19 protein-coding genes are annotated in these 18875 nt (G+C 68.1%); 16 read left to right on the top strand and 3 right to left on the bottom strand.

Features of this window, described 5'->3' with window-relative positions:
- Positions 1 to 14: 14 nt before the first annotated feature.
- The gene (locus tag ACO07Z_RS04610) at positions 15 to 1808 is read right to left on the bottom strand and encodes an asparagine synthetase B family protein (protein ID WP_421697594.1); all 1794 of its coding nucleotides are present in this window, start codon (positions 1806 to 1808) and stop codon (positions 15 to 17) included.
- Between the two features lie 101 nt (positions 1809 to 1909).
- A complete protein-coding gene (locus tag ACO07Z_RS04605; protein ID WP_421697593.1) occupies positions 1910 to 2077 on the bottom strand; it encodes a hypothetical protein in 168 nt (55 codons plus the stop codon).
- A gap of 229 nt (positions 2078 to 2306) precedes the next feature.
- Between ACO07Z_RS04605 and ACO07Z_RS04600 the strand changes: the two genes are divergently transcribed.
- The 5 genes from ACO07Z_RS04600 to ACO07Z_RS04580 all read left to right on the top strand — a co-directional run bounded on the left by ACO07Z_RS04600 (position 2307) and on the right by ACO07Z_RS04580 (position 5206).
- Positions 2307 to 2876, top strand: a complete 570-nt coding sequence (locus ACO07Z_RS04600; protein ID WP_421697592.1) for a phage tail protein — start codon at positions 2307 to 2309, stop codon at positions 2874 to 2876.
- A 154-nt stretch (positions 2877 to 3030) separates the two neighbouring features.
- Positions 3031 to 3600 (top strand): phage tail protein, encoded by a 570-nt coding sequence (locus tag ACO07Z_RS04595; protein ID WP_421697591.1) that lies wholly within the window; start codon positions 3031 to 3033, stop codon positions 3598 to 3600.
- A 10-nt stretch (positions 3601 to 3610) separates the two neighbouring features.
- Positions 3611 to 4165, top strand: coding sequence for a phage tail protein (locus ACO07Z_RS04590; protein ID WP_421697590.1), 555 nt, complete (start codon positions 3611 to 3613; stop codon positions 4163 to 4165).
- Between the two features lie 167 nt (positions 4166 to 4332).
- Complete coding sequence (locus ACO07Z_RS04585) at positions 4333 to 4866, top strand: GNAT family N-acetyltransferase (protein WP_421697589.1); 534 nt, start codon at positions 4333 to 4335, stop codon at positions 4864 to 4866.
- Positions 4867 to 4948: 82 nt separating this feature from the next.
- A complete protein-coding gene (locus ACO07Z_RS04580) occupies positions 4949 to 5206 on the top strand; it encodes a hypothetical protein (RefSeq protein ID WP_421697588.1) in 258 nt (85 codons plus the stop codon).
- 11 nt (positions 5207 to 5217) lie between these two features.
- On the opposite strand, the gene ACO07Z_RS04575 is transcribed toward ACO07Z_RS04580, so the two are convergent.
- A complete protein-coding gene (locus ACO07Z_RS04575; RefSeq protein WP_421697587.1) occupies positions 5218 to 7233 on the bottom strand; it encodes a sigma-54-dependent Fis family transcriptional regulator in 2016 nt (671 codons plus the stop codon).
- Between the two features lie 339 nt (positions 7234 to 7572).
- Between ACO07Z_RS04575 and ACO07Z_RS04570 the strand changes: the two genes are divergently transcribed.
- The 11 genes from ACO07Z_RS04570 (at position 7573) to kdpC (ending at position 18871) form a co-directional block, all read left to right on the top strand.
- Positions 7573 to 8661 carry an ATP-NAD kinase family protein gene (locus ACO07Z_RS04570; protein WP_421697586.1) on the top strand — a complete coding sequence of 363 codons (1089 nt, stop codon included), beginning with the start codon at positions 7573 to 7575 and terminating at the stop codon, positions 8659 to 8661.
- A gap of 61 nt (positions 8662 to 8722) precedes the next feature.
- A complete protein-coding gene (locus ACO07Z_RS04565) occupies positions 8723 to 9706 on the top strand; it encodes a thiamine pyrophosphate-dependent dehydrogenase E1 component subunit alpha (RefSeq protein ID WP_421697585.1) in 984 nt (327 codons plus the stop codon).
- Between the two features lie 30 nt (positions 9707 to 9736).
- Positions 9737 to 10759, top strand: coding sequence for an alpha-ketoacid dehydrogenase subunit beta (locus ACO07Z_RS04560; protein ID WP_421697584.1), 1023 nt, complete (start codon positions 9737 to 9739; stop codon positions 10757 to 10759).
- A gap of 12 nt (positions 10760 to 10771) precedes the next feature.
- The gene (locus ACO07Z_RS04555) at positions 10772 to 11881 is read left to right on the top strand and encodes an acetoin dehydrogenase dihydrolipoyllysine-residue acetyltransferase subunit (protein WP_421697583.1); all 1110 of its coding nucleotides are present in this window, start codon (positions 10772 to 10774) and stop codon (positions 11879 to 11881) included.
- A gap of 57 nt (positions 11882 to 11938) precedes the next feature.
- Positions 11939 to 12724, top strand: a complete 786-nt coding sequence (locus tag ACO07Z_RS04550) for a glucose 1-dehydrogenase (protein WP_421697582.1) — start codon at positions 11939 to 11941, stop codon at positions 12722 to 12724.
- Between the two features lie 9 nt (positions 12725 to 12733).
- Positions 12734 to 13087, top strand: a complete 354-nt coding sequence (locus ACO07Z_RS04545; RefSeq protein WP_421697581.1) for a carboxymuconolactone decarboxylase family protein — start codon at positions 12734 to 12736, stop codon at positions 13085 to 13087.
- Positions 13088 to 13117: 30 nt separating this feature from the next.
- Entirely contained in the window at positions 13118 to 14191 is a 1074-nt protein-coding gene (locus ACO07Z_RS04540) for a 2,3-butanediol dehydrogenase (RefSeq protein WP_421697580.1), read from the top strand.
- 231 nt (positions 14192 to 14422) lie between these two features.
- Positions 14423 to 14512: a K(+)-transporting ATPase subunit F gene (kdpF, locus tag ACO07Z_RS04535; RefSeq protein ID WP_421697579.1), complete on the top strand. Its 90-nt coding sequence runs from the start codon at positions 14423 to 14425 to the stop codon at positions 14510 to 14512.
- An 11-nt stretch (positions 14513 to 14523) separates the two neighbouring features.
- On the top strand, positions 14524 to 16215 hold the full coding sequence (gene kdpA, locus ACO07Z_RS04530; protein WP_421697578.1) for a potassium-transporting ATPase subunit KdpA: 1692 nt from the start codon (positions 14524 to 14526) through the stop codon (positions 16213 to 16215).
- Positions 16216 to 16223: 8 nt separating this feature from the next.
- Complete coding sequence (gene kdpB / locus ACO07Z_RS04525; RefSeq protein WP_421697577.1) at positions 16224 to 18266, top strand: potassium-transporting ATPase subunit KdpB; 2043 nt, start codon at positions 16224 to 16226, stop codon at positions 18264 to 18266.
- Between the two features lie 14 nt (positions 18267 to 18280).
- A complete protein-coding gene (kdpC, locus tag ACO07Z_RS04520; protein WP_421697576.1) occupies positions 18281 to 18871 on the top strand; it encodes a potassium-transporting ATPase subunit KdpC in 591 nt (196 codons plus the stop codon).
- Positions 18872 to 18875: the final 4 nt, after the last annotated feature.

The following is an 18875-nucleotide window of genomic DNA, read 5'->3' as shown; positions in this document are numbered from 1 at the left end:
TCACGCGGGGCAGCCTACCCGTTGCCGCCCTCGACGCGGCGGATGAACCGGCCGGCGGTGAGCGCCCGGCTGAAGGCGAGAACGTACTCGTAGTTCGACTGCGGGTTGGCATCCGCCATGCCCGGCCAGGCATCCAGCAGCGCGTCCATGCGGTGGAGATCCAGGCACTCGCTGGCGAAGGGGCTGTTACGCAGCCGCGCCACTTCCGCCCGCAGCCCGGGGATCGCCGCATCGAAATTCACCCGCCAGTCGGCGGATTGAAGACCTTTGCGTCGCTCGTCGCGCACGACATCCGGTAGGGCGCCCCGCATCGCCCGGCGAATGAGCGAACGCGGCACGCCGCCCAGCGCAAACTGTTCCTCGGGAATGGACAGGCACAGTTCGACCACGCGCCGGTCGCTGGTGGGATCGCGCACGTCGATACCGAAAAGCCGGCGCGTCGCCATGGCGGCATGGCCGCGATGATCGCCACGATCCAGGCACGCGAGCCGAAGCGCACGGCTGTCACGGCCGGCCACATTGCGAAGGTTGCACGCTATATCCATCGCGCGCGCCTCTAGCCCCGACCGCCGCAGGAACTCGGGACGAATGGCGGAGTAGTCAAACAGCTCCGGTTCCTTCTTGCCCACCGCACGCCGCAGCTGCCGCCGAAGATTAATGGGGAGAAGCGCGTCGGCCGCCATTCCGGCAATCCCCATCCACGAACGTCCGCCGCCTTTGCGCAGATCCCGCATAACCCGCAGGCTGCCGCCAATATCGCCGTCACGCAGGCGGCTCGCGAGCCGCTCATGACCATCATAGCTGATGGTCATGTTTCCGACGGCGCCTTGCAGCATCACCTGCAGGCCGCGCCGGCGGGCTTCCCGGTTGATGCCATTGCCCCACACGGTGTTGTTGGTGTTCAGGAGCGGCCAGTCCGTGCCCATTTCCCGAAAATCGAGGGCATCGAGCAGAGGCTCGGCATCGTTGTCGATCCGCACATGCTCGATGTTGGGATAAAGCGACGCCACCTCGCGGGCGTGCGGCCATTCATCAGTGAAGCGGTTGCGGCTGGCCGGTTGCGGATGGCGCGGCGCCGCCGTGAACGCGATGAGGCCGCGCCCGTGCGCCGCCAATTCGCGCGCGGCGAAGGCTGTGACACTGGAACTGTCGAGCCCGCCGGACAGGTGGCTGCCAATGCGCTCGCCGGGACGAATGCGGGCGCGCACCGCCGCGCTGAAAACCTCGCGCAGCGCCTCCTCATAATCCTCGTCACGAGGCAGGTGAAGCGCGGGTATGTCCTCCGGACGCCACCAGCGCTCCAGCGTGACCTTTCCCGCCGACCAGCGCACGAGGTGGCCGGGCGGCACACGGTTGATGCCGCGAAAGAAGGTGCGCAATGGCTCGCGCGGCAGCATGCAGAGCCAGGCCGCCATCTGGTCCCGGTCGAGTTCGCGCGGGACGTCCGGAGAGGCGAAAAGTCCCCGCTGCTCGGTGGCAAACAGCAGGCGGTCGCGATCGGACCAGAAAAACAGCGTCCGCAAGGCGCCGGGATCGGTGGTGAGGTAGACCTGCCGCTCGCCAGCGTCCCACACCGCGCAGGCATAATCGCCGATCAGCCGGTCGAAGGACCCGGCCCCCCAGGCGGCGAAGGCCGCAAGCGCCAGGGTGGCATCATCGGCCTCGCGCAGATGCGGGGCGGCGAGGGCACGGCAGAGATCGTCACGGTTATCCAGCCGCCCGTCGAAGAGTAGGCTGAACCGGCCATCCCCCGCGCCGACAGACCCGTCGCACACCCCACCGGCGAAATCGTTCCCCTGAAAGACCATCCCGGCACTGCGCGTGCGAATGGACACGGCGGTAACTGCCGCGATATCCAGCCGTTGCCCGTAGCTTCCGACAAAACCCATCCCGGTCTGTCAGGCGGTGCTCACGAGGTGCCGCCGGTGCCGTCGCTGTTGCCCGACGGCGAGCCTTGTGCCGAAGCGGCGGGGATGATCGAGATGAGCGGGGATTCCCACATCTTGCGCGGCCCCTCGGGCGGAACCGTCGCCTGCGCCGATGCGGCCGGACAGCCCTGATGATCGTCAATTTCCATTGCCACCCCCTCGCCCCGCGGCGCGAACCACACCTCGCTACTCAGCTCAGGATTGTAGCACCCTCCCCGATCAAGGCAAGGGCCCGAGCGGCAACAGGACACCTCAGAACGGACCACAACTTTCACTTGCGTACTTAAAAAAATGTGATCTTCTAGTTGTAGTTCGGGGTCGTAGCAGCCATCGCTTGCTCCACCTCGCGATCATGTCGGCTGTTAGCGGAGAGCCATGATGAGTGAAGGTTTCTTCGGAGAGATTCGGTTCTTCGCGTACAAAAGAATTCCCGACAATTGGCTGATTGCCGATGGCCGGTTGCTCAATGTTGCGACTTATCAGCCATTATTTGCCCTTCTCGGCAACACCTACGGGGGCGATGGCCGCTCGACCTTCGCTCTTCCGGATCTGCGGGGGCGTGTACCGATCGGTTTCGGAACGGACAAGGCCTTGAATGTCGACTTTAACCTGGGAAAGGCGGGAGGAGCGGAAAACGTCACGCTGACCACCAAACAGATGCCGCGACACTCCCATTCCTTCAATGCCTGCACCATGGTCGGAACCATGGGAAACGCCCAGAACGCCCATGTCGCCGCCTACAACAGTGACGACCTGCCCGCAAAGAACGCTCGCTACGCCTTCGGCACCGATGCCGCTAGCGGCCTGACGCAGATGAACGTCGAGTCCATCGAGACCTGGGGCGGAACCTCCGCCGGCACCGCCCTGCCCCACAACAACATGCAGCCTTTCGCCGTGATGCACTGCTGCATTTGCACGTACGGGTTATGGCCAGAACAGCCGTGGTGAAACCCTGCCCGCGACAGAGTGGCGGTGGCGACAGGCCACGTTCAGGCCCCGCCCAACCCGCAGGCAAGCAGCAGCACCTGGGCGTCATCGACGGAGCTGCCATTGATCGCTCCCGGCGCCCTCTTCAAGCCAAGACGACTATGGGAGGATGCGAATGGTTGATTGCTGTATCGGCGAGATTCGCCTGTTCGCGGGGGCCTACGCCCCCCGGGGCTGGGCCCCCTGCAACGGCAGCCTGCTGCTCATTGCCCAGAATCACGCCCTCTTCTCGGTCATAGGATCGGTCTGGGGAGGCGATGGCGAGAAGACGTTCGCCCTGCCCGATCTGCGCGGCCGTGTGCCGATCGGAAGCGGCGAAGGGCCCGGATTGACCGGGCGCTGGCCTGGCCAAACAGGCGGGACAGAACACGTCACGTTGGACGGGAAGAACTTCCCTCCACATCAGCACGCATTCCTGGGCTCAACAGCACCGGCCACCAGCGCCGTGCCGGGCCCGAAAGTGGTCTTTGCCAAGGCAGCCTCCCCAGCCACCCCCGCCCCGCCCAAGGGGCTGCCCTATGTCGCCGATAAGACGGGTCTTGAACAAAGGCTTCTTGCCGACGATACGCTCGGCCTTTCAAGCAATGGGCCGAAAGACAGCTGCACGCCTCACAATAATTGCATGCCGACTCTCAACCTTATGTTCATCATAGCCCTTACGGGATCTTATCCGTTTTTTGGCTGAGGAGGATGGAATGGATCCATTTATGGGCGAAATCAGGATGGTGGCGTTCAAATACGCCCCGGAATACTGGTCCGACTGCAATGGCGCTCTCATCCCGATCGAGCAAAATCCAGCGCTGTTTTCGATCATAAGCAATCGTTTCGGCGGGGATGGGAATAAGACCTTCGCCCTGCCCAATCTGACGGGCCGCGCGCCGCGGGGAAGTGGCACTGGAAAGGACCTTTCCCCGGCAGCATGGGGCGACACGGAAGGCGCCGTGGAGACGACCCTGAAAGTGACCGAGATGCCGAGCCACACGCACATGGTCGCGACCTACAACGGCCTGACCAAGGACAAGCCGAAATTCACTGACGTACCGACCTCTGCCTTCATCGCTCGACATCTTGTCGAGAATTCCACATCCGTCGTCGAGAGCTTTGTGGCGAAGTCTACGGCGTTCGACACAAAGCTCTCCGGCAAGGCTGTTGATTACGTCGGTTCAAGCGAGCCGCACGAGAACATGCAGCCTTACCTCGCCATAAGATACTGCATCGCGCTCATGGGCGTGTACCCCGATAAAGACTAACCTGTGTGTGGGCTCCGTCCCGCGCCGTCTCTTCGCACGCTGCGCGGTCTTCGGGTGCCGTCTAGGTCCATCGCCGGGGCAAAGGCCCCTATGCGCTGTGCTTCCAACCGTCCCTGCTATTGGCCATGGACGAACGGCCCGGAACGCGAGTACCCTTGGAGTCGCCCTTGCCCGCTGGCCTTGGCCATCTCGGCCTCTCCCTTCGCCCCGAAACCCCCGAGGACGCCCCGTTCCTTGCCGCGCTGTTCGCCAGCGTGCGCGGGCCGGAATTCGAGGGCAATGGCTGGCCCGACGCGGTCCGGTCTGCCTTTCTGGCCGACCAGTTCCGCCTCCAGGTGGCGCATTACACCCGCTACTACGCCGGCGCGGCCTTCCTGATCGTCGAGCGGCAGGGCGTCCCCATCGGCCGCCTCTATATCCACCGCAGTTCGGGTGACCACCGCATCGTCGACATCAGCCTCGTGCCCGAGGCGCGCAACCAGGGGATCGGCGGCGCGCTGCTGGACATGGCCTGCGCTGAGGCTGCCCGGCTCGGGCGCCCCGTCTCCATCCATGTCGAGAAGAACAATCCCGCCCAGCGGCTCTATCGGCGCAAGGGCTTCGTGCCAGCCGGCGAGAACGGCCCCTCTTGGCTGATGATCCGCGCGCCGGGGCCGCAGGCGCCGGCCGAGGCGCATGCCGAAACCGGCGACAGCGTTTGAGCGCATGTTCTGGAAGTCGCGGCCCGCCTCCTCTATAGGGGGACCGCGCCCTTCCCCAAGGGCACCCGCGCAGGAACCCTTGATGATCGACCCCTTCGCCCTGATCTCCGGCTTCGCCCTGTTGGGCGCCTCCGCCCTTATCGCCTTCCGCGTGCGCCAGCTGGTGCCGGCGGCGCTGACCATCGTCCTCCTCGCCGTGCTCGCGGCCCTGGCGGCGGTGCGGTTCGGCCTGTTCGACTCGTTCACCCCACTCCTGGTGATCTACGCCAACAGCGCACTGATGGGCGGGATCGGCGGCGCGCTCTATGCCCGCAAGCGCGCGGAAGAAGGCGGGCGCTGAGCAGCCCGCGATCAGGAAAACTGGCTGGCTCCCTGCCGCAGAGTGACCAGACCGAAGCGGCGCATGCGCCGGTGTACCGTGGTGCGGTCGAGGCCGAGATCACGCGCCGCAGCCGAGACGTTCCAGCCATGCGCAGCCAGCGCGGCGATCAGTTCTTCGCGCCCGCCGGTGCCGTTCGCCGCGCAGGGGCGATCCGCCGACCAGACGAGCGCCTCGCCCGGCGGCATGGCCCAGACCCGCGTGAGCGCCGCCTCGCCACCCGTCCGGGCCGGCGCGCGCGGTTGCAGCCGGTCGGGCAAATCCTCGACGCCGATCATCCCGCTCTCCGCCACCGCGCAGGCATAGTCCAGAGCGTTGGCGAGTTCGCGGATATTGCCCGGCCAGTCATGCGCCTTCAGCGCCGCCATCGCCTCCTCGGCGAGGTTGAAGCGCGCCCCGCCGGCATGGCTGCGGCCGGCGATGAGCCGCCCCACCAGCCAGTCGAGATCGCGCCGTTCGCGCAAGGGCGGCAGCACCAGCACCGCCCCCGACAGGCGGAAATACAGGTCCTCGCGGAAGCGCCCGGCCTTCACCTCCGCCACGAGATCGCGATGGCTGGCGGCGATGACGCGGATATTCACCGGCACCGGCTTGGAGCGGCCGAGCGGCGTCACCTCGCGCTCCGCCAGCACGCGCAGCAGCCGGGTTTGCAGCGGCAGAGGCATGTCGCCGATCTCGTCGAGGAAAAGCGTGCCGCCATCCGCTTCCAGCACCAGGCCTTTCTTGCCGCGCGCCGCCGCACCGGTGAAAGCGCCGGCCTCGTAGCCGAACAGTTCACCCTCCACCAGCGATTCCGGCAGCGCGGCGCAGTTCACCGGGACGAAGGGACGGGCGGCGCGGGCGCTGGCGGCGTGGATCGCCTTGGCGAGATATTCCTTGCCGGTGCCGGTCTCGCCGCTGATGAGCAGGCTCATCTGGGTGTTCACCAGCTTGGCCGCGCGCGTCGCCACCTGCCGCATGGCGGCGTCGTCGCGGAACAGCCCGGCGAGCGGCGCCGGCAAAGCGGGCGCCGGCGGCTCCGCCACCGGCCGCCCCGGCCGGCTCGGCGGGGCCAGGGTCGCGGCGAACAGCGGCGTGCCGGAACGGGCGAGCCGCAGCAGCCGCTGCCCCGCCGGCAGGGCGTGTGAGAAGCGCGGCAGATCGTTCACGTCGAGCTCGAAGAAATCGCCCAGCCGCCGCCCCACCAGCCCAAGCGGGGCGCCCGCCCCCTCTGCCCCGGCCTCGCGCAGCAGCAGCTGGCGGGCGGCGTTGTTGAAGCCGAGCACCCGCCCGGAACCGTCCACCGCCAGCACATAGCTCGGCTCGACATCGACGAATTCCGGTGAGGCGGCGAGCTTGATGATCCATTCCCTCCGGAAGCGGTTCACCAGATTGGCCGTCTCGATCTTGTTGGCGACGCCCTTGACGAACTGCAGCGCGAGAAACTGGCTCTCCTTCGGCTCCGGCGAACGCAGTGCGGAAATGTCGAGCACGGCGGCCAGCGCGCCGGAGGGGTCGTAGACCGGCGCCGCCGTGCAGGTGAGGGGAATATGGGTGGCGTCGAAATGGTCGGTCTGGTGGACCACCAGCGCCTCGCCGGTGTGGATACAGGTGCCGACCGCGCAGGTGCCGGCATGCTGCTCGTTCCAGTCGGCACCGAGATAGAGCCCCGCCCGCATCAGATTATTGTCGAAGGTGGGATCGCCGATGAAATCGACGGTGATGCCCTTGGCGTCGGTGAGCAGCAGCACATAGCCGAGCCCGGCCACCTGCCGGTACAGCGTTTCCACGCCGAAGCGGGCGGTGTGGGTGAACTCCTCCATCGCGTCCCGGTGCTCGCGCAGCCGCGACGGCGTGAGGATGCAGGGTTCGCGCAGCACCTCGGGGTCGAGGCGGTGCTCGCTCACGCAGCGCCGCCAGGAATCCTGGATCACCGCGTCGCGCCGGGTCGTCGCCCCGCTGGCGGCACGCACGAGCTCGTCGATATGAGCGGCCTGTTCCCGTCTCATCGGCGTCCTCCCGGAATGTTGGCGCCGGAGCGTGCCGGCATCGGGATGTGACCTCCCGTTTGCCGGCAGTGTCGTCCCCTTGGCGGGCCGGTGCAAGCGCCCGCCCGCCCCCGCCCGTCACGAAGTGCGGCGCGCGCCACAGCTGTGGCGTCGGGCGCCACAGGTGCGGCGGTGGCGCCGCACCCTGCTGCCGGCGCCCCGACTTCCCGGCATCAACGATTTCAAAGACTTGGAGCGATAACGCCACTTGGCCCGCCGCTTGCGGAGGGAGAGCCCACAGAACGAGGCCGCCCGGCAAGGAGCGGCCCGCAGGGACGAACGCCACGGGAAGGACGCCGGATGACGTCATCGACGCCGCCGAAGGTCGGTATCATCGCCAATCCGATCTCGGCGCGGGACATTCGCCGCGTCGTCGCCAGCGCCAACAGCGTGCAGGTGGCGGACCGCGCCAACATCGTGCTGCGCGCGCTGGCCGCGCTCGCCGCCTGCGGCATCGAGGAGGTGGTGATGATGCCCGAGCGCGGCGGCATCGCCACCCATGTGCTGCGCGGCATGGAGCGCTCCAATGCGCAGGGCGAGGCGCGCTTTCCCCGGCTGACCCATCTCGCCATGCCGGTCACCGGCACGGTGGACGACACACGCCGCGCCGCGCGGATGATGCGCGAGGCCGGCGATATCGCCGCCATCATCGTGCTGGGCGGCGACGGCACCCATCGCGCCGTGGTGGCGGAGTGCGGGCAGGTGCCGATCGCCGGCATTTCCACCGGCACCAATAACGCCTTTCCCGAACATCGCGAGCCCACCATAACCGGCCTCGCCACCGGCCTCGCCGCCATGGGCCAGGTGCCGGGCGCCCTCGCCTTCGCCGCCAACAAGCTGATCGAGGTGCGCATCGACGGCGGGCCGCCGGACATCGCGCTGGTTGATGTCGCCCTCGTCACCGACCGCTTCGTCGGCGCCCGCGCCCTGTGGCGGGCGGAGACGTTTCGCGAGCTCTATGTCACCTTCGCCGATCCGGAAGTCATCGGCATGGCCGCCATTGCCGGGCTGATCGAGCCGGTGAGCCGGCGCGCGCCGGGCGGGCTCACCCTCACCCTCGCCCCGGCGGCAACGGCCCCGATGGTGGTGCACGCACCCATCGCGCCCGGCCTCGTCACGCCCGTCGGCGTCGAGAGCTGGCGCCGCATGCCCTCGGGGACCGTGTTCTCACCCGATATCGCCGCCGGCTCGGTGGCGCTCGACGGCGAGCGCGAGCTTTTCTTCGACGGGCATCAGCAGGTGACGATCTGCCTGCGCGACGCCGCCTTCCGCACCGTCGATGTCGCCGCCGTCATGGGCTTCGCCGCCCGCGAGAAGCTGCTGCTGCGCCACGCCGCTTGCACCGCGCACCCTGCCCCGCACCACGCCCCTCTGCTGGCGGGCGCGTGACGCCCTGCCCCGACAATAACCGCCGGCAACGCCCGGCATCCCAAGGAGGAACGACGACGCCATGACCAACAATCCCTTTCCCCTCTCCCGGGACGAATTGCTGACCGCCTACCGCACCATGCGCACCATCCGCGATTTCGAGGAGCGGCTGCATGTGGAATTCGCCAAGGGCGACATTCCCGGCTTCGTCCACCTCTATGCCGGTGAGGAAGCCTGCGCGACCGGCATCATGATGCACCTCACCGATATCGACCGCATCGCCTCCACCCATCGCGGCCATGGCCACTGCATCGCCAAGGGCGTCGATGTCCACGAGATGATGGGCGAGATCTACGGCAAGGTGACGGGCTGCTGCCGGGGCAAGGGCGGCTCCATGCACATTGCCGACCTCTCCAAGGGCATGATGGGCGCCAACGGCATTCTCGGCGCCGGCGCGCCGCTGATCTGCGGCGCCGGCCTCGCCGCCAAGTTCCGCGGCGATGGCGGGGTGGGCCTCACCTTCTTCGGCGACGGCGCGGCCAATCAGGGCACCGTGCTGGAGAGCATGAATCTCGCCGCCATCTGGAACCTGCCGGTCGTGTTCGTGGTCGAGAACAATGGCTACGCGGAATCGACCTCGGTCGAATACGCCACCGCCGTCGATTCCTATGTCGACCGCGCCGCCGGCTTCGGCCTGCCCGGCGTGACGGTGGACGGCACCGATTTCTTCGCCGTCTACGAGGCGGCGGGCGAGATCATCAAGCGCGCCCGCGAGGGCGGCGGGCCGGCGCTGCTCGAATGCAAGACCGTGCGCTTCTTCGGCCATTTCGAGGGAGACGCCCAGACCTACAAGGCCAAGGGCGAGAACGACTACAACCGCGCTCACCGCGACTGCCTGAAGCTGTTCGGCGCCCGCGTCACCGCCGCCGGGGTGGTGAGCGAGGCCGACCTCGCTTTGATCGACCGCGAAGTGGCGGCGCTGATCGACGATGCGGTGGAGACCGCCAAGGGCGCGCCGCTGCCCGGCGCCCGCGACCTCACCACCGATGTCTATGTCGCCTACTGAGCCAAACAACCAAGAACCGGAGGAAAACCCATGGCCCGCATGATCAGCTACAAGCAGGCGATCAACGAGGCGCTCGACCTCGAAATGCGCCGCGATCCCACCGTCATCCTGCTCGGCGAGGACATTGTCGGCGGCGCCGGCGCGCCCGGCGAGATGGACGCCTGGGGCGGCGTGCTCGGCGTCACCAAGGGGCTGCACGCCAAGCACGGCAACCGGCTGATGGACACCCCGCTGTCGGAGAGCGCCTATATCGGCGCCGCCATCGGCGCGGCGGCCTGCGGCATGCGCCCGGTGGCGGAACTGATGTTCCTCGACTTCATGGGCGTGTGCTTCGACCAGATCTTCAACCAGGCCGCCAAGTTCAAATACATGTTCGGCGGCAAGGCCAAGACCCCGGTGGTCATCCGCGCCATGGTCGGCGCCGGCTTCCGGGCCGCCGCGCAGCACTCGCAGATGCTCACCCCGCTCTTCACCCATATTCCGGGGCTGAAGGTGGTATGTCCATCCAACGCCTATGACGCCAAGGGCCTGCTGATTCAGGCGATCCGCGACGACGACCCGGTGATCTTCTGCGAGCACAAGGCGCTCTACGGCTCGGAGGCCGATGTGCCGGAAGAGAGCTACGCCATCCCCTTCGGCGAAGCCAACATCGTGCGCGACGGCAAGGATGTGACGCTGGTCGGCTACGGCCTCACCGTGCCGCGCGCGCTCGCGGCCGCCGACACGCTCGCCCGCTCCGGCGTCTCGGCGGAGGTGATCGACCTGCGCACCCTCTCGCCGATCGACTGGGACACGGTGATCGAGAGCGTGGAGAACACCGGCCGGCTCGTGGTCATCGACGAGGCCAATCCGCGCTGCTCCATCGCCACCGATGTCGCCGCCTATGTCGCGCAGAACGCCTTCGGCGCGCTGAAAGCGGCGCCGCAGATGGTCACCGCGCCGCACACGCCGGTGCCGTTCTCGCCCGTGCTGGAAGACCTCTACATCCCCTCGGCCGACGCCATCGTCGCGGCGGTCCACAAGACCACCGATCCCGTGAAGTCGGCGGCGTAAGGAGCCTTCTCGATGAATGAACGCATCAAGCCCATCGTCATGCCCAAATGGGGCCTGTCGATGTCGGAAGGCAAGGTGACCGGCTGGCTCAAGCCCGCCGGTTCGCCGGTCGCGCCGGGCGACGAGATTGTCGAGGTTGAAACCGACAAGATCGCCGGCGTGGTCGAGGCGCATGAAACCGGCACGCTGCGCCGGGTAATCGGCGAGCCGGACACGGTCTACCCCGTCAAGGCGCTGATCGGCGTCATCGCCGATGACGAGGTGCCGGATGCCGAGATCGACGCCTATGTCGCGGAATATGCGACGCAGGCGGCGGCCGAGGCGGCGGAGGAGGAGGCGCCGCGCACCCACTTCATCGACACGCCGACCGGACGCCTGCGCTATGCCAAACGCGGCGAGGGGGCGGAGAACGTCATCCTCATCCACGGCTTCGGCGGCGATCTCGACAATTGGCTGTTCAACATCGACGCGCTGGCGGAAGCCGCCACCGTCTACGCGCTCGACCTTCCCGGCCACGGCCAGTCCGACAAGACGCTCGCCGATCCCTCGCTCAAGGGGCTGTCCGCCGCGCTTCTCGGCTTCATGGACGCGCTCGACATTCCGCGCGCCAATCTCGTCGGCCATTCCATGGGCGGCGCCGTCGCCGGCCGCACCGCGCTCGACGCGCGCGACCGCGTCGCCTCGGTGACGCTGATCGGCTCGGCCGACCTCGGGGACGCGATCAATGCCGGCTACACCGACGGCTTCGTTCAGGCGACCTCGCGGCGCGACCTGAAACCCGTGCTGGAACAGCTGTTCCACGATCCCGACACCGTCACCCGCCAGCTGGTGGATGACCTGTTGAAATACAAGCGTCTCGACGGGGTGGCGGAAGCGCTCACCTCCCTTTCCGCCGCGCTGTTCGCCGGCGGCCGGCAGGCCGATCAGCTGGCCGATGCCCTCGCCGCCACCGAGGTGCCGGCGCTGGTGATCTTCGGCGCCAGCGACAAGGTGATCCCGCCCGCCCATGCGCAGGCGCTCGGCACCCGCGCGACGGTAGAGGTGATCGAAGAGGCCGGCCACATGGTGCAGATGGAGAAGGCCGCACGGGTCAATGAACTGATCCTCGCCCACATCGCCTGACCCACCCCCCAGACATCACAACGCCGTCGCGCGGTCGCGGACGGCGAAGGAGGAATCATGCCCAAACTCAGGGATAAGAGCATCGTCATAACAGGCGCCACCGGTGGCATTGGCGCCGCCATCGCCCGGGCGCTCGCCGCCGACGGTGCCGCCATCACCGTCGCCGATCTCGCGCAGGACGCCGCCGATAGGCTGGCGGGCGAGATCACGGCCGCTGGCGGCAAGGCCATCGGCGTGGCGGTGGATGTGCGCGAGCGCGCGCAGGTCCGCGCCATGCTGGACAAGGCGGCGGAGGCCTTCGGCCGCGTCGACGTGCTGTTCAACAATGCCGGCGTCGCCCAGACCCGGCCCTTCCTCGACATCACCGAGGAGGACTGGCGCTTCGTGACCGATGTGAACGCGCTCGGCGTGCTCATCGGCATGCAGGAGGCGGTGAAGACGTTCCGGCACCAAGGGGGCGGCGGCAAGATCATCAACACCGCGTCCATCGCCGCCAAGCAGGGCTATGAGCCGCTCGCCCATTACTGCGCCTCGAAATTCGCCGTGGTGGCGATGACCCAGGCGGCGGCGCGCGCCTTCGGCAAGGAGGGCATCACCGCCAACTGCTTCTGCCCCGGCGTCGTCGCCACCCCGATGTGGGACGTGATCGACAAGGGCTTTCGCGACAACAAGCTCACCACCAAGGAGAACGAGGCCTTCGACACCTTCGCCGCCACCGCCGTGCTCGGCCGCGCCTCGCGGCCGGACGATCTCGTGGGTGTCGCCCGCTACCTCGCCTCCACCGATTCCGACTTCATGACCGGCCAGTCCCTGATGGTGGATGGCGGCATGGTCTTCATCTGAGGAACGGTCATGGCCGGCAGTGAAAACATCCACGACCAGCTCAAGGACATGAACCGGCGCTTCGGCGCGCTGGCCAAGGCGGCGCCCGGCCCGATGGGCGCCTTCCGCTCGCTGATGGGCGAGGCCTCCCGCCCCGGCGCGCTTAGCGCGGCGACCAAGGAACTGATCGCCGTCGCCCTCGCCGTGCATCAGGGCTGCGCCGACTGCATCCTGTTCCACGTCGCCAACGCCGCCAGCCACGGCGCCCGCCGCGAGGAACTCATCGAGGTGCTCGCCGTCGCGCTGGAAATGGGCGGCGGTCCTTCCGCCGTCTATGCCAGCCGGGCGCTGGAAGCCTTCGACGCCCTCGCCGCCAAAAGCTGACGCCCATCCCCCTGTTTCAAGGACATTTCCATGAAAGCCGCCCGCTTCCACGGCAAGCGCGATGTGCGCATCGAGGACGTGCCGAAGCCGGACCGCGCCCGGCTCGGCCCGCGCGACGTGCTGGTCAAGAACCGCTTTTGCGGCATCTGCGGCACCGACCTGCACGAATACGCCGCCGGCCCCATCTTCATCCCCACCGCGCCGCATCCCTACACCGGCGCCCAGCTGCCGCAGACGCTGGGCCATGAATATGGCGGCACCGTCGTCGCCATCGGCGCCGAGGTGACCAATGTGAAGCCCGGCGACCGCGTGTCCATCCAGCCGCTGATCTCCCCGCGCGACGACCATTACGGCAAGCGCAGCCTCTATCAGCTCTCCGACAAGCTCGGCATTGTCGGCCTCATGTGGCCGTGGGGCGGCATGGCGGAATATTCCGTTGTCAATGATTACAACGTCTTCGCCATGCCGGATAATGTAACAGACGAACAGGCAGCGCTGATCGAGCCCACCGCCGTCGTCGTCTACGCCGCCGAGCGCGGCGGGGTGCGGCCCGGCTCCTCCGTGCTCGTCACCGGCGCCGGGCCCATCGGCCAGCTGCAGATCCTCGCCGCGCGGGCGGCGGGCGCGACGACGATCTTTCTGTCCGACACCAATGACAACCGGCTGGCCATGGCCCGCGCGGTGCTGCCCGACGTGATCACCCTCAACCCTAGAAGCGACAATGTGGTCGAGGCGATCCGCGACCAGACCGAAGGCCATGTCGGGGTGGATGTGGCGCTGGAATGCGTCGGCGCGGAAGCCGCCACCGCCACCTGCATCGAGGCGGTGCGTCGGCAGGGCGTGGTGGTGCAGGTCGGCCTGCATGTCGGCAAGCCGGCGGTGGACGGGTTCACCCTCACCTTCAAGGACATCGATCTGCGCGGCTCCTGGTGCTACTCGACGCTGATGTGGCCGCGCGTCGCCGCGCTCATCGGCTCCGGGCTTCTGCCGGCCGAGAAGGTCGTCACAAGGCGCATCAAGCTCGACGATGTGGTGGCGGAAGGCTTCGAGCAGTTGCTGAGCCCCGCCGGCACCGAGCTGAAGATCCTCATCGACCTCGCCTGACAGCCGCCCGCGCCCCGGCGAGGGTCGGGGCGCGGGCGGACTTTACGCCGGCTTTATGCGTGTCGGCCGGTTCCACCTATCGGCTTTATGCGGGTGAGGCGTAGCTCCGGGTCAGTCTGAACCGGAGCTCATCATGATCGCCGACATGTCCTTCCTGGCCGGGGGCCTCGCGCTGTTCGCGCTCGCCTCCCTCGCCGTCCTCGCCGCCGACAGGGTGTGAGGAGGCGCGCCATGACGCTTGAACTCACATTGGGGCTCGCGACCGCCTTCGTCCTCTTCGCCTATCTGCTCGTGGCGCTGCTGCGCCCCGAGCTGTTCTAGGGGAGGACGGCATGGACGCCGATCTCCTGCAATTCCTTCTGTTCGCCGGCCTGCTGATCGCCCTCGCCGTCCCGCTCGGCGCCTACATGGCGGCGACCTTCGCCGGCGATGTCCGGTTCCTTGCCCCGGTGGAACGGGCGCTGCTCACGGCCGCCGGCCCTGCGGCGGAGAAGCCGCAGCGCTGGACCGGCTATGCGTTGGCGCTGCTCGCCTTCAACGCCGCCGGCTTCGTGCTGCTCTACCTCATCCTGCTGTTCCAGGACCGGCTGCCGCTTAATCCGCAAGGCTTTGCCGGCCTGTCGCCGCCTCTCGCCTTCAACACGGCGCTGTCCTTCGTCACCAACACCAACTGGCAGTCCTATGGCGGCGAGACCACGCTCTCGAACTTCAGCCAGATGGTGGGGCTGACGACGCAGAATTTCGTTTCCGCGGCCTCCGGCATGGCGGTCGCCGCCGCCGTGGCGCGCGGCTTCGCCACACGGCAGGGCAAGACGATCGGCAATTTCTGGGTCGATCTCACCCGCGGCACACTCTACATCCTGCTGCCGGCCGCGCTCGTGCTGGCGCTGGTCTTCGCCTCTTGCGGCCTGCCGCAGACCCTGGCCGGCGCCTTTGACGCCACCACGCTGGAAGGCGCGCATCAGACACTCTCGCTCGGGCCGGTGGCGAGCCAGATCGCCATCAAGCAGCTCGGCACCAATGGCGGCGGTTTCTTCAATGTGAATTCCGCCCACCCGTTCGAGAATCCGACGGCGATCACCAATCTGCTCTCCACGCTGGCCATCCTCGCTCTGCCGGCGGCGTTCTGCTTCACCTATGGCCGCATGGTCGGCGACCGCCGGCAGGGCCGCGCGCTGTTCGCCGCCATGGCGCTGCTGTTCCTCGCCGGCTTCGCCGCGCTCTATGCCAGCGAGCAGGCCGGCAACCCGCTGCAGGCGGGGCTGGTCGAGGCGGGCGCCGGCAATATGGAAGGCAAGGAGGTCCGCTTCGGCATTCTCGGCTCCACCTTGTGGGCCGCCGCGACCACCGCCGCCTCCAATGGCTCGGTCAACGCCATGCATGACAGCTTCACGCCGCTTGGCGGGCTGGTCGCCATGCTCAACATCCAGCTCGGCGAAGTCGTGTTCGGCGGCGTCGGCGTCGGCCTCACCGGCATGCTGCTCTTCGTCATCCTCGTCGTCTTCCTCGCCGGGCTGATGGTCGGCCGCACGCCGGAATATCTCGGCAAGAAGATCGAGGCGCGGGAGGTGAAGCTGGCGGCGCTCACGCTGCTGGTCATGCCGCTCGGCGCGCTGATCCTGCCCGCCCTCGCCATCGCCGCCGGCACGGCGCAGAGCTCGGTGCAGGATGCCGGCCCGCATGGGCTTTCCGAACTGCTCTACGCCTATTCCTCCGCCACCGGAAACAACGGCTCGGCCTTTGCCGGCTTCACCGCCAACACGGTCTGGCACAACACGTTTCTCGGCATCGCGATGATGCTCGGCCGCTTCGGCTACATCATCCCCATCCTCGCCATTGCCGGCAGCCTGGCGGCGAAGAAGACCGCGCCGCCAACCGCCGGCACCTTCCCCACCCATGGCGCGCTGTTCGTCGCGCTGCTGGTCGCCACCATCCTCATCGTCGGCGCGCTGACCTTCCTCCCCGTCCTCGCCCTCGGTCCGCTGGCGGAGCACGTCTCCCTGCTGGCCGGCCGGACCTTCTGAGAATTGCCATGAGCAAGCACTCTTCCCCCGCTTTCGGCCTGTTCGCCCCGGCCATTCTCGGCCCGGCGGTCCTCCATGCCTTCCGCAAGCTCGACCCGCGCAGCCTCGCCCGCAACCCGGTGATCTTCTCCACCGCGCTGGTGAGCCTTGTCGCCACGGTTCTGGCGCTCCGCGAGGCGCTCACCGGCGGGCCCAACGCCGCCATCGGCATCCAGATCGCCATCTGGCTCTGGTTCACCGTGCTGTTCGCCAATTTCGCCGAAGCCGTCGCCGAAGGGCGCGGCAAGGCGCGGGCGGACGCGTTCCGCGCCACCAAATCCTCGGCTCAAGCCAAGGTGCTGGCGGATGCGCGCGACCGCACCGCCTTCCGCGCCCGCGACGTGGAGCGGGTGGAGGTGGGCGAACTCATCCTCGTCGAGGCGGGCGACACGCTGCCGACCGATGGCGAGGTCGTGGAAGGCGCCGCTTCGGTGGATGAAAGCGCCATCACCGGCGAGAGCGCGCCGGTCATCCGCGAATCCGGCGGCGACCGCTCCTCCGTCACCGGCGGCACGCGGCTAGTGTCGGACTGGCTGGTGGTGCGCGTCACCGCCAAGCCGGGCGAGACCTTTCTCGACCGTATGATCGCGCTGGTGGAAGGCGCCAAGCGGCAGAAGACGCCGAACGAGATCGCCCTCGACATCCTCCTGGCCGGCCTCACCCTCGTCTTCCTGCTGGTCGTGGTCACGCTCCCGGTGTTCGCCTCCTGGTCGGGCACCACGCTGCCGGTGATCTATCTCGTGGCGCTGTTCGTCACCCTCATCCCCACCACCATTGGCGGCCTGCTCTCCGCCATCGGCATTGCCGGGATGGAACGGCTGGTGAAGGCGAATGTGGTGGCCAAATCCGGCCGCGCGGTGGAGGCGGCCGGCGATATCGACGTGCTGCTGCTGGACAAGACCGGCACCATCACCTTCGGCAACCGCATGGCCGATGCGTTCGAGCCGGCGCCGGGCGTCACCGAGCAGGAGCTGGCGGAAGCCGCCCTGCTCGCCTCGCTCGCCGACGACACGCCGGAGGGCAAGTCCATCGTCGATCTCGCCCGGCGCCGCTTCGGCCTCGCCGCGACGCTGGATGCGCGCGCCACCTATGTGCCGTTCAGCGCCCATACCCGCATGTCGGGGGTGGACCTGCCCGGCGGCGGTGCGCTGCGCAAGGGTGCGTCCGACGCCATGGCGGCGCTGTCCGGCGCGCCGCTCAGCCCGGCGGTGGACCAGATCGTCAAGCGCATCGGCGCCTCCGGCGGCACGCCGCTGGTGGTGGCGCAGGACCGGCGCGTGCTCGGCGTCATTCATCTCAAGGACGTGGTAAAGCCCGCCATTCGCGAGCGCTTCGCCGAGCTGCGCCGCATGGGCATCCGCACGGTGATGATCACCGGCGACAACCCGCTCACCGCCGCCGCCATTGCCGCCGAGGCGGGGGTGGATGACTTCCTCGCCGAGGCGACGCCGGAGAAGAAGCTGGAACTGATCCGCCGCGAGCAGGCGGAAGGCCGGCTGGTCGCCATGTGCGGCGACGGCTCCAATGACGCGCCGGCGCTGGCGCAGGCCGATGTCGGCGTCGCCATGAACACCGGCACCCCGGCGGCCAAGGAGGCGGGCAACCTCATCGACCTCGACAGCGACCCGACCAAGCTGATCGAGATCGTGCTGGTGGGCAAGCAGTTGCTCATCTCGCGCGGGGCGCTCACCACCTTCTCGGTCGCCAATGACGTGGCGAAATATTTCGCCATCCTGCCGGCCCTGTTCGTGGCCGCCTATCCCGGCCTCGGCGTGCTCGACGTGATGGGCCTCGGCACACCGCAATCGGCCATCCTGTCCGCCGTCATCTTCAACGCGCTGGTCATCGTGGCGCTGATCCCCATCGCGCTGAAGGGCGTCGCCTACACGCCTGCCTCCGCCTCCGCCCTGCTTGGCCGCAACCTGCTCATCTATGGGCTCGGCGGGCTCATCGTTCCCTTCCTCGGCATCAAGGCCATCGACCTTGTCGTCGACCTGCTGCATCTGGCCTGAGAGGAGGCCGCCATATGACCCAAGCTCTTCGCCCGGCGCTGGTGCTGCTGGCCCTGTTCACCGCACTCACCGGCTTCGCCTATCCCCTCGCCGTCACAGGCATCGCCCAGCTCGCCTTCCCCGCTGCGGCCAATGGCTCGCCGGTCACAGTCGGCGGCCGCGTGGTCGGCTCGGCGCTCATCGGCCAGTCCTTCACCGCGGAGCGCTATTTCCACGGCCGCCCCTCCGCCACGACAGGCGCCGATCCGGCGGATCCGGCGAAAAGCGTGGAGGACCCCTATAATGCGGCGAGTTCCACCGGCTCCAATCTCGGGCCGAGTTCGGCCGTCCTCGCCGAGGCGGTGAAGGCGCGCGTCGCCGCGCTCGGCGGCGGACCGGTGCCGGCCGATCTCGTCACCGCCTCGGCCTCGGGCCTCGATCCCGACATCTCGCCGGCGGCGGCGGCGCTGCAGGTCGCCCGCGTCGCCAAGGCGCGTGGCCTGCCGGAAGACGAGGTGCGCGCGCTGGTCAACCGCTCTATCCTCGGCCGCAGCTTCGGCGTTCTCGGCGAGCCGCGCGTCAATGTGCTGGCGCTGAACCTCGCCCTTGACGATCTGAAGCGCTAACGGA

The organism is Ancylobacter sp. (genome assembly GCF_965229075.1).
Classification (GTDB): domain Bacteria; phylum Pseudomonadota; class Alphaproteobacteria; order Rhizobiales; family Xanthobacteraceae; genus Ancylobacter.
The sequence above is the reverse complement of the archived record's forward strand: the minus strand, read 5'-3'. Positions and strand labels throughout refer to the sequence as shown.

Excerpts from the sequence above, each read along its gene's own strand:
- ACO07Z_RS04605 (WP_421697593.1), bottom strand. The coding sequence starts at position 2,077 with ATGGAAATTGACGATCATCAGGGCTGTCCGGCCGCATCGGCGCAGGCG.
- kdpC (WP_421697576.1), top strand. The coding sequence starts at position 18,281 with ATGACCCAAGCTCTTCGCCCGGCGCTGGTGCTGCTGGCCCTGTTCACC.
- kdpF (WP_421697579.1), top strand. The coding sequence starts at position 14,423 with ATGACGCTTGAACTCACATTGGGGCTCGCGACCGCCTTCGTCCTCTTC.
- ACO07Z_RS04575 (WP_421697587.1), bottom strand. The coding sequence starts at position 7,233 with ATGAGACGGGAACAGGCCGCTCATATCGACGAGCTCGTGCGTGCCGCC.
- ACO07Z_RS04555 (WP_421697583.1), top strand. The coding sequence starts at position 10,772 with ATGAATGAACGCATCAAGCCCATCGTCATGCCCAAATGGGGCCTGTCG.
- ACO07Z_RS04550 (WP_421697582.1), top strand. The coding sequence starts at position 11,939 with ATGCCCAAACTCAGGGATAAGAGCATCGTCATAACAGGCGCCACCGGT.
- kdpB (WP_421697577.1), top strand. The coding sequence starts at position 16,224 with ATGAGCAAGCACTCTTCCCCCGCTTTCGGCCTGTTCGCCCCGGCCATT.
- ACO07Z_RS04560 (WP_421697584.1), top strand. The coding sequence starts at position 9,737 with ATGGCCCGCATGATCAGCTACAAGCAGGCGATCAACGAGGCGCTCGAC.
- ACO07Z_RS04595 (WP_421697591.1), top strand. The coding sequence starts at position 3,031 with ATGGTTGATTGCTGTATCGGCGAGATTCGCCTGTTCGCGGGGGCCTAC.
- ACO07Z_RS04580 (WP_421697588.1), top strand. The coding sequence starts at position 4,949 with ATGATCGACCCCTTCGCCCTGATCTCCGGCTTCGCCCTGTTGGGCGCC.
- ACO07Z_RS04545 (WP_421697581.1), top strand. The coding sequence starts at position 12,734 with ATGGCCGGCAGTGAAAACATCCACGACCAGCTCAAGGACATGAACCGG.
- kdpA (WP_421697578.1), top strand. The coding sequence starts at position 14,524 with ATGGACGCCGATCTCCTGCAATTCCTTCTGTTCGCCGGCCTGCTGATC.
- ACO07Z_RS04565 (WP_421697585.1), top strand. The coding sequence starts at position 8,723 with ATGACCAACAATCCCTTTCCCCTCTCCCGGGACGAATTGCTGACCGCC.
- ACO07Z_RS04540 (WP_421697580.1), top strand. The coding sequence starts at position 13,118 with ATGAAAGCCGCCCGCTTCCACGGCAAGCGCGATGTGCGCATCGAGGAC.
- ACO07Z_RS04610 (WP_421697594.1), bottom strand. The coding sequence starts at position 1,808 with ATGGTCTTTCAGGGGAACGATTTCGCCGGTGGGGTGTGCGACGGGTCT.
- ACO07Z_RS04590 (WP_421697590.1), top strand. The coding sequence starts at position 3,611 with ATGGATCCATTTATGGGCGAAATCAGGATGGTGGCGTTCAAATACGCC.
- ACO07Z_RS04600 (WP_421697592.1), top strand. The coding sequence starts at position 2,307 with ATGAGTGAAGGTTTCTTCGGAGAGATTCGGTTCTTCGCGTACAAAAGA.
- ACO07Z_RS04570 (WP_421697586.1), top strand. The coding sequence starts at position 7,573 with ATGACGTCATCGACGCCGCCGAAGGTCGGTATCATCGCCAATCCGATC.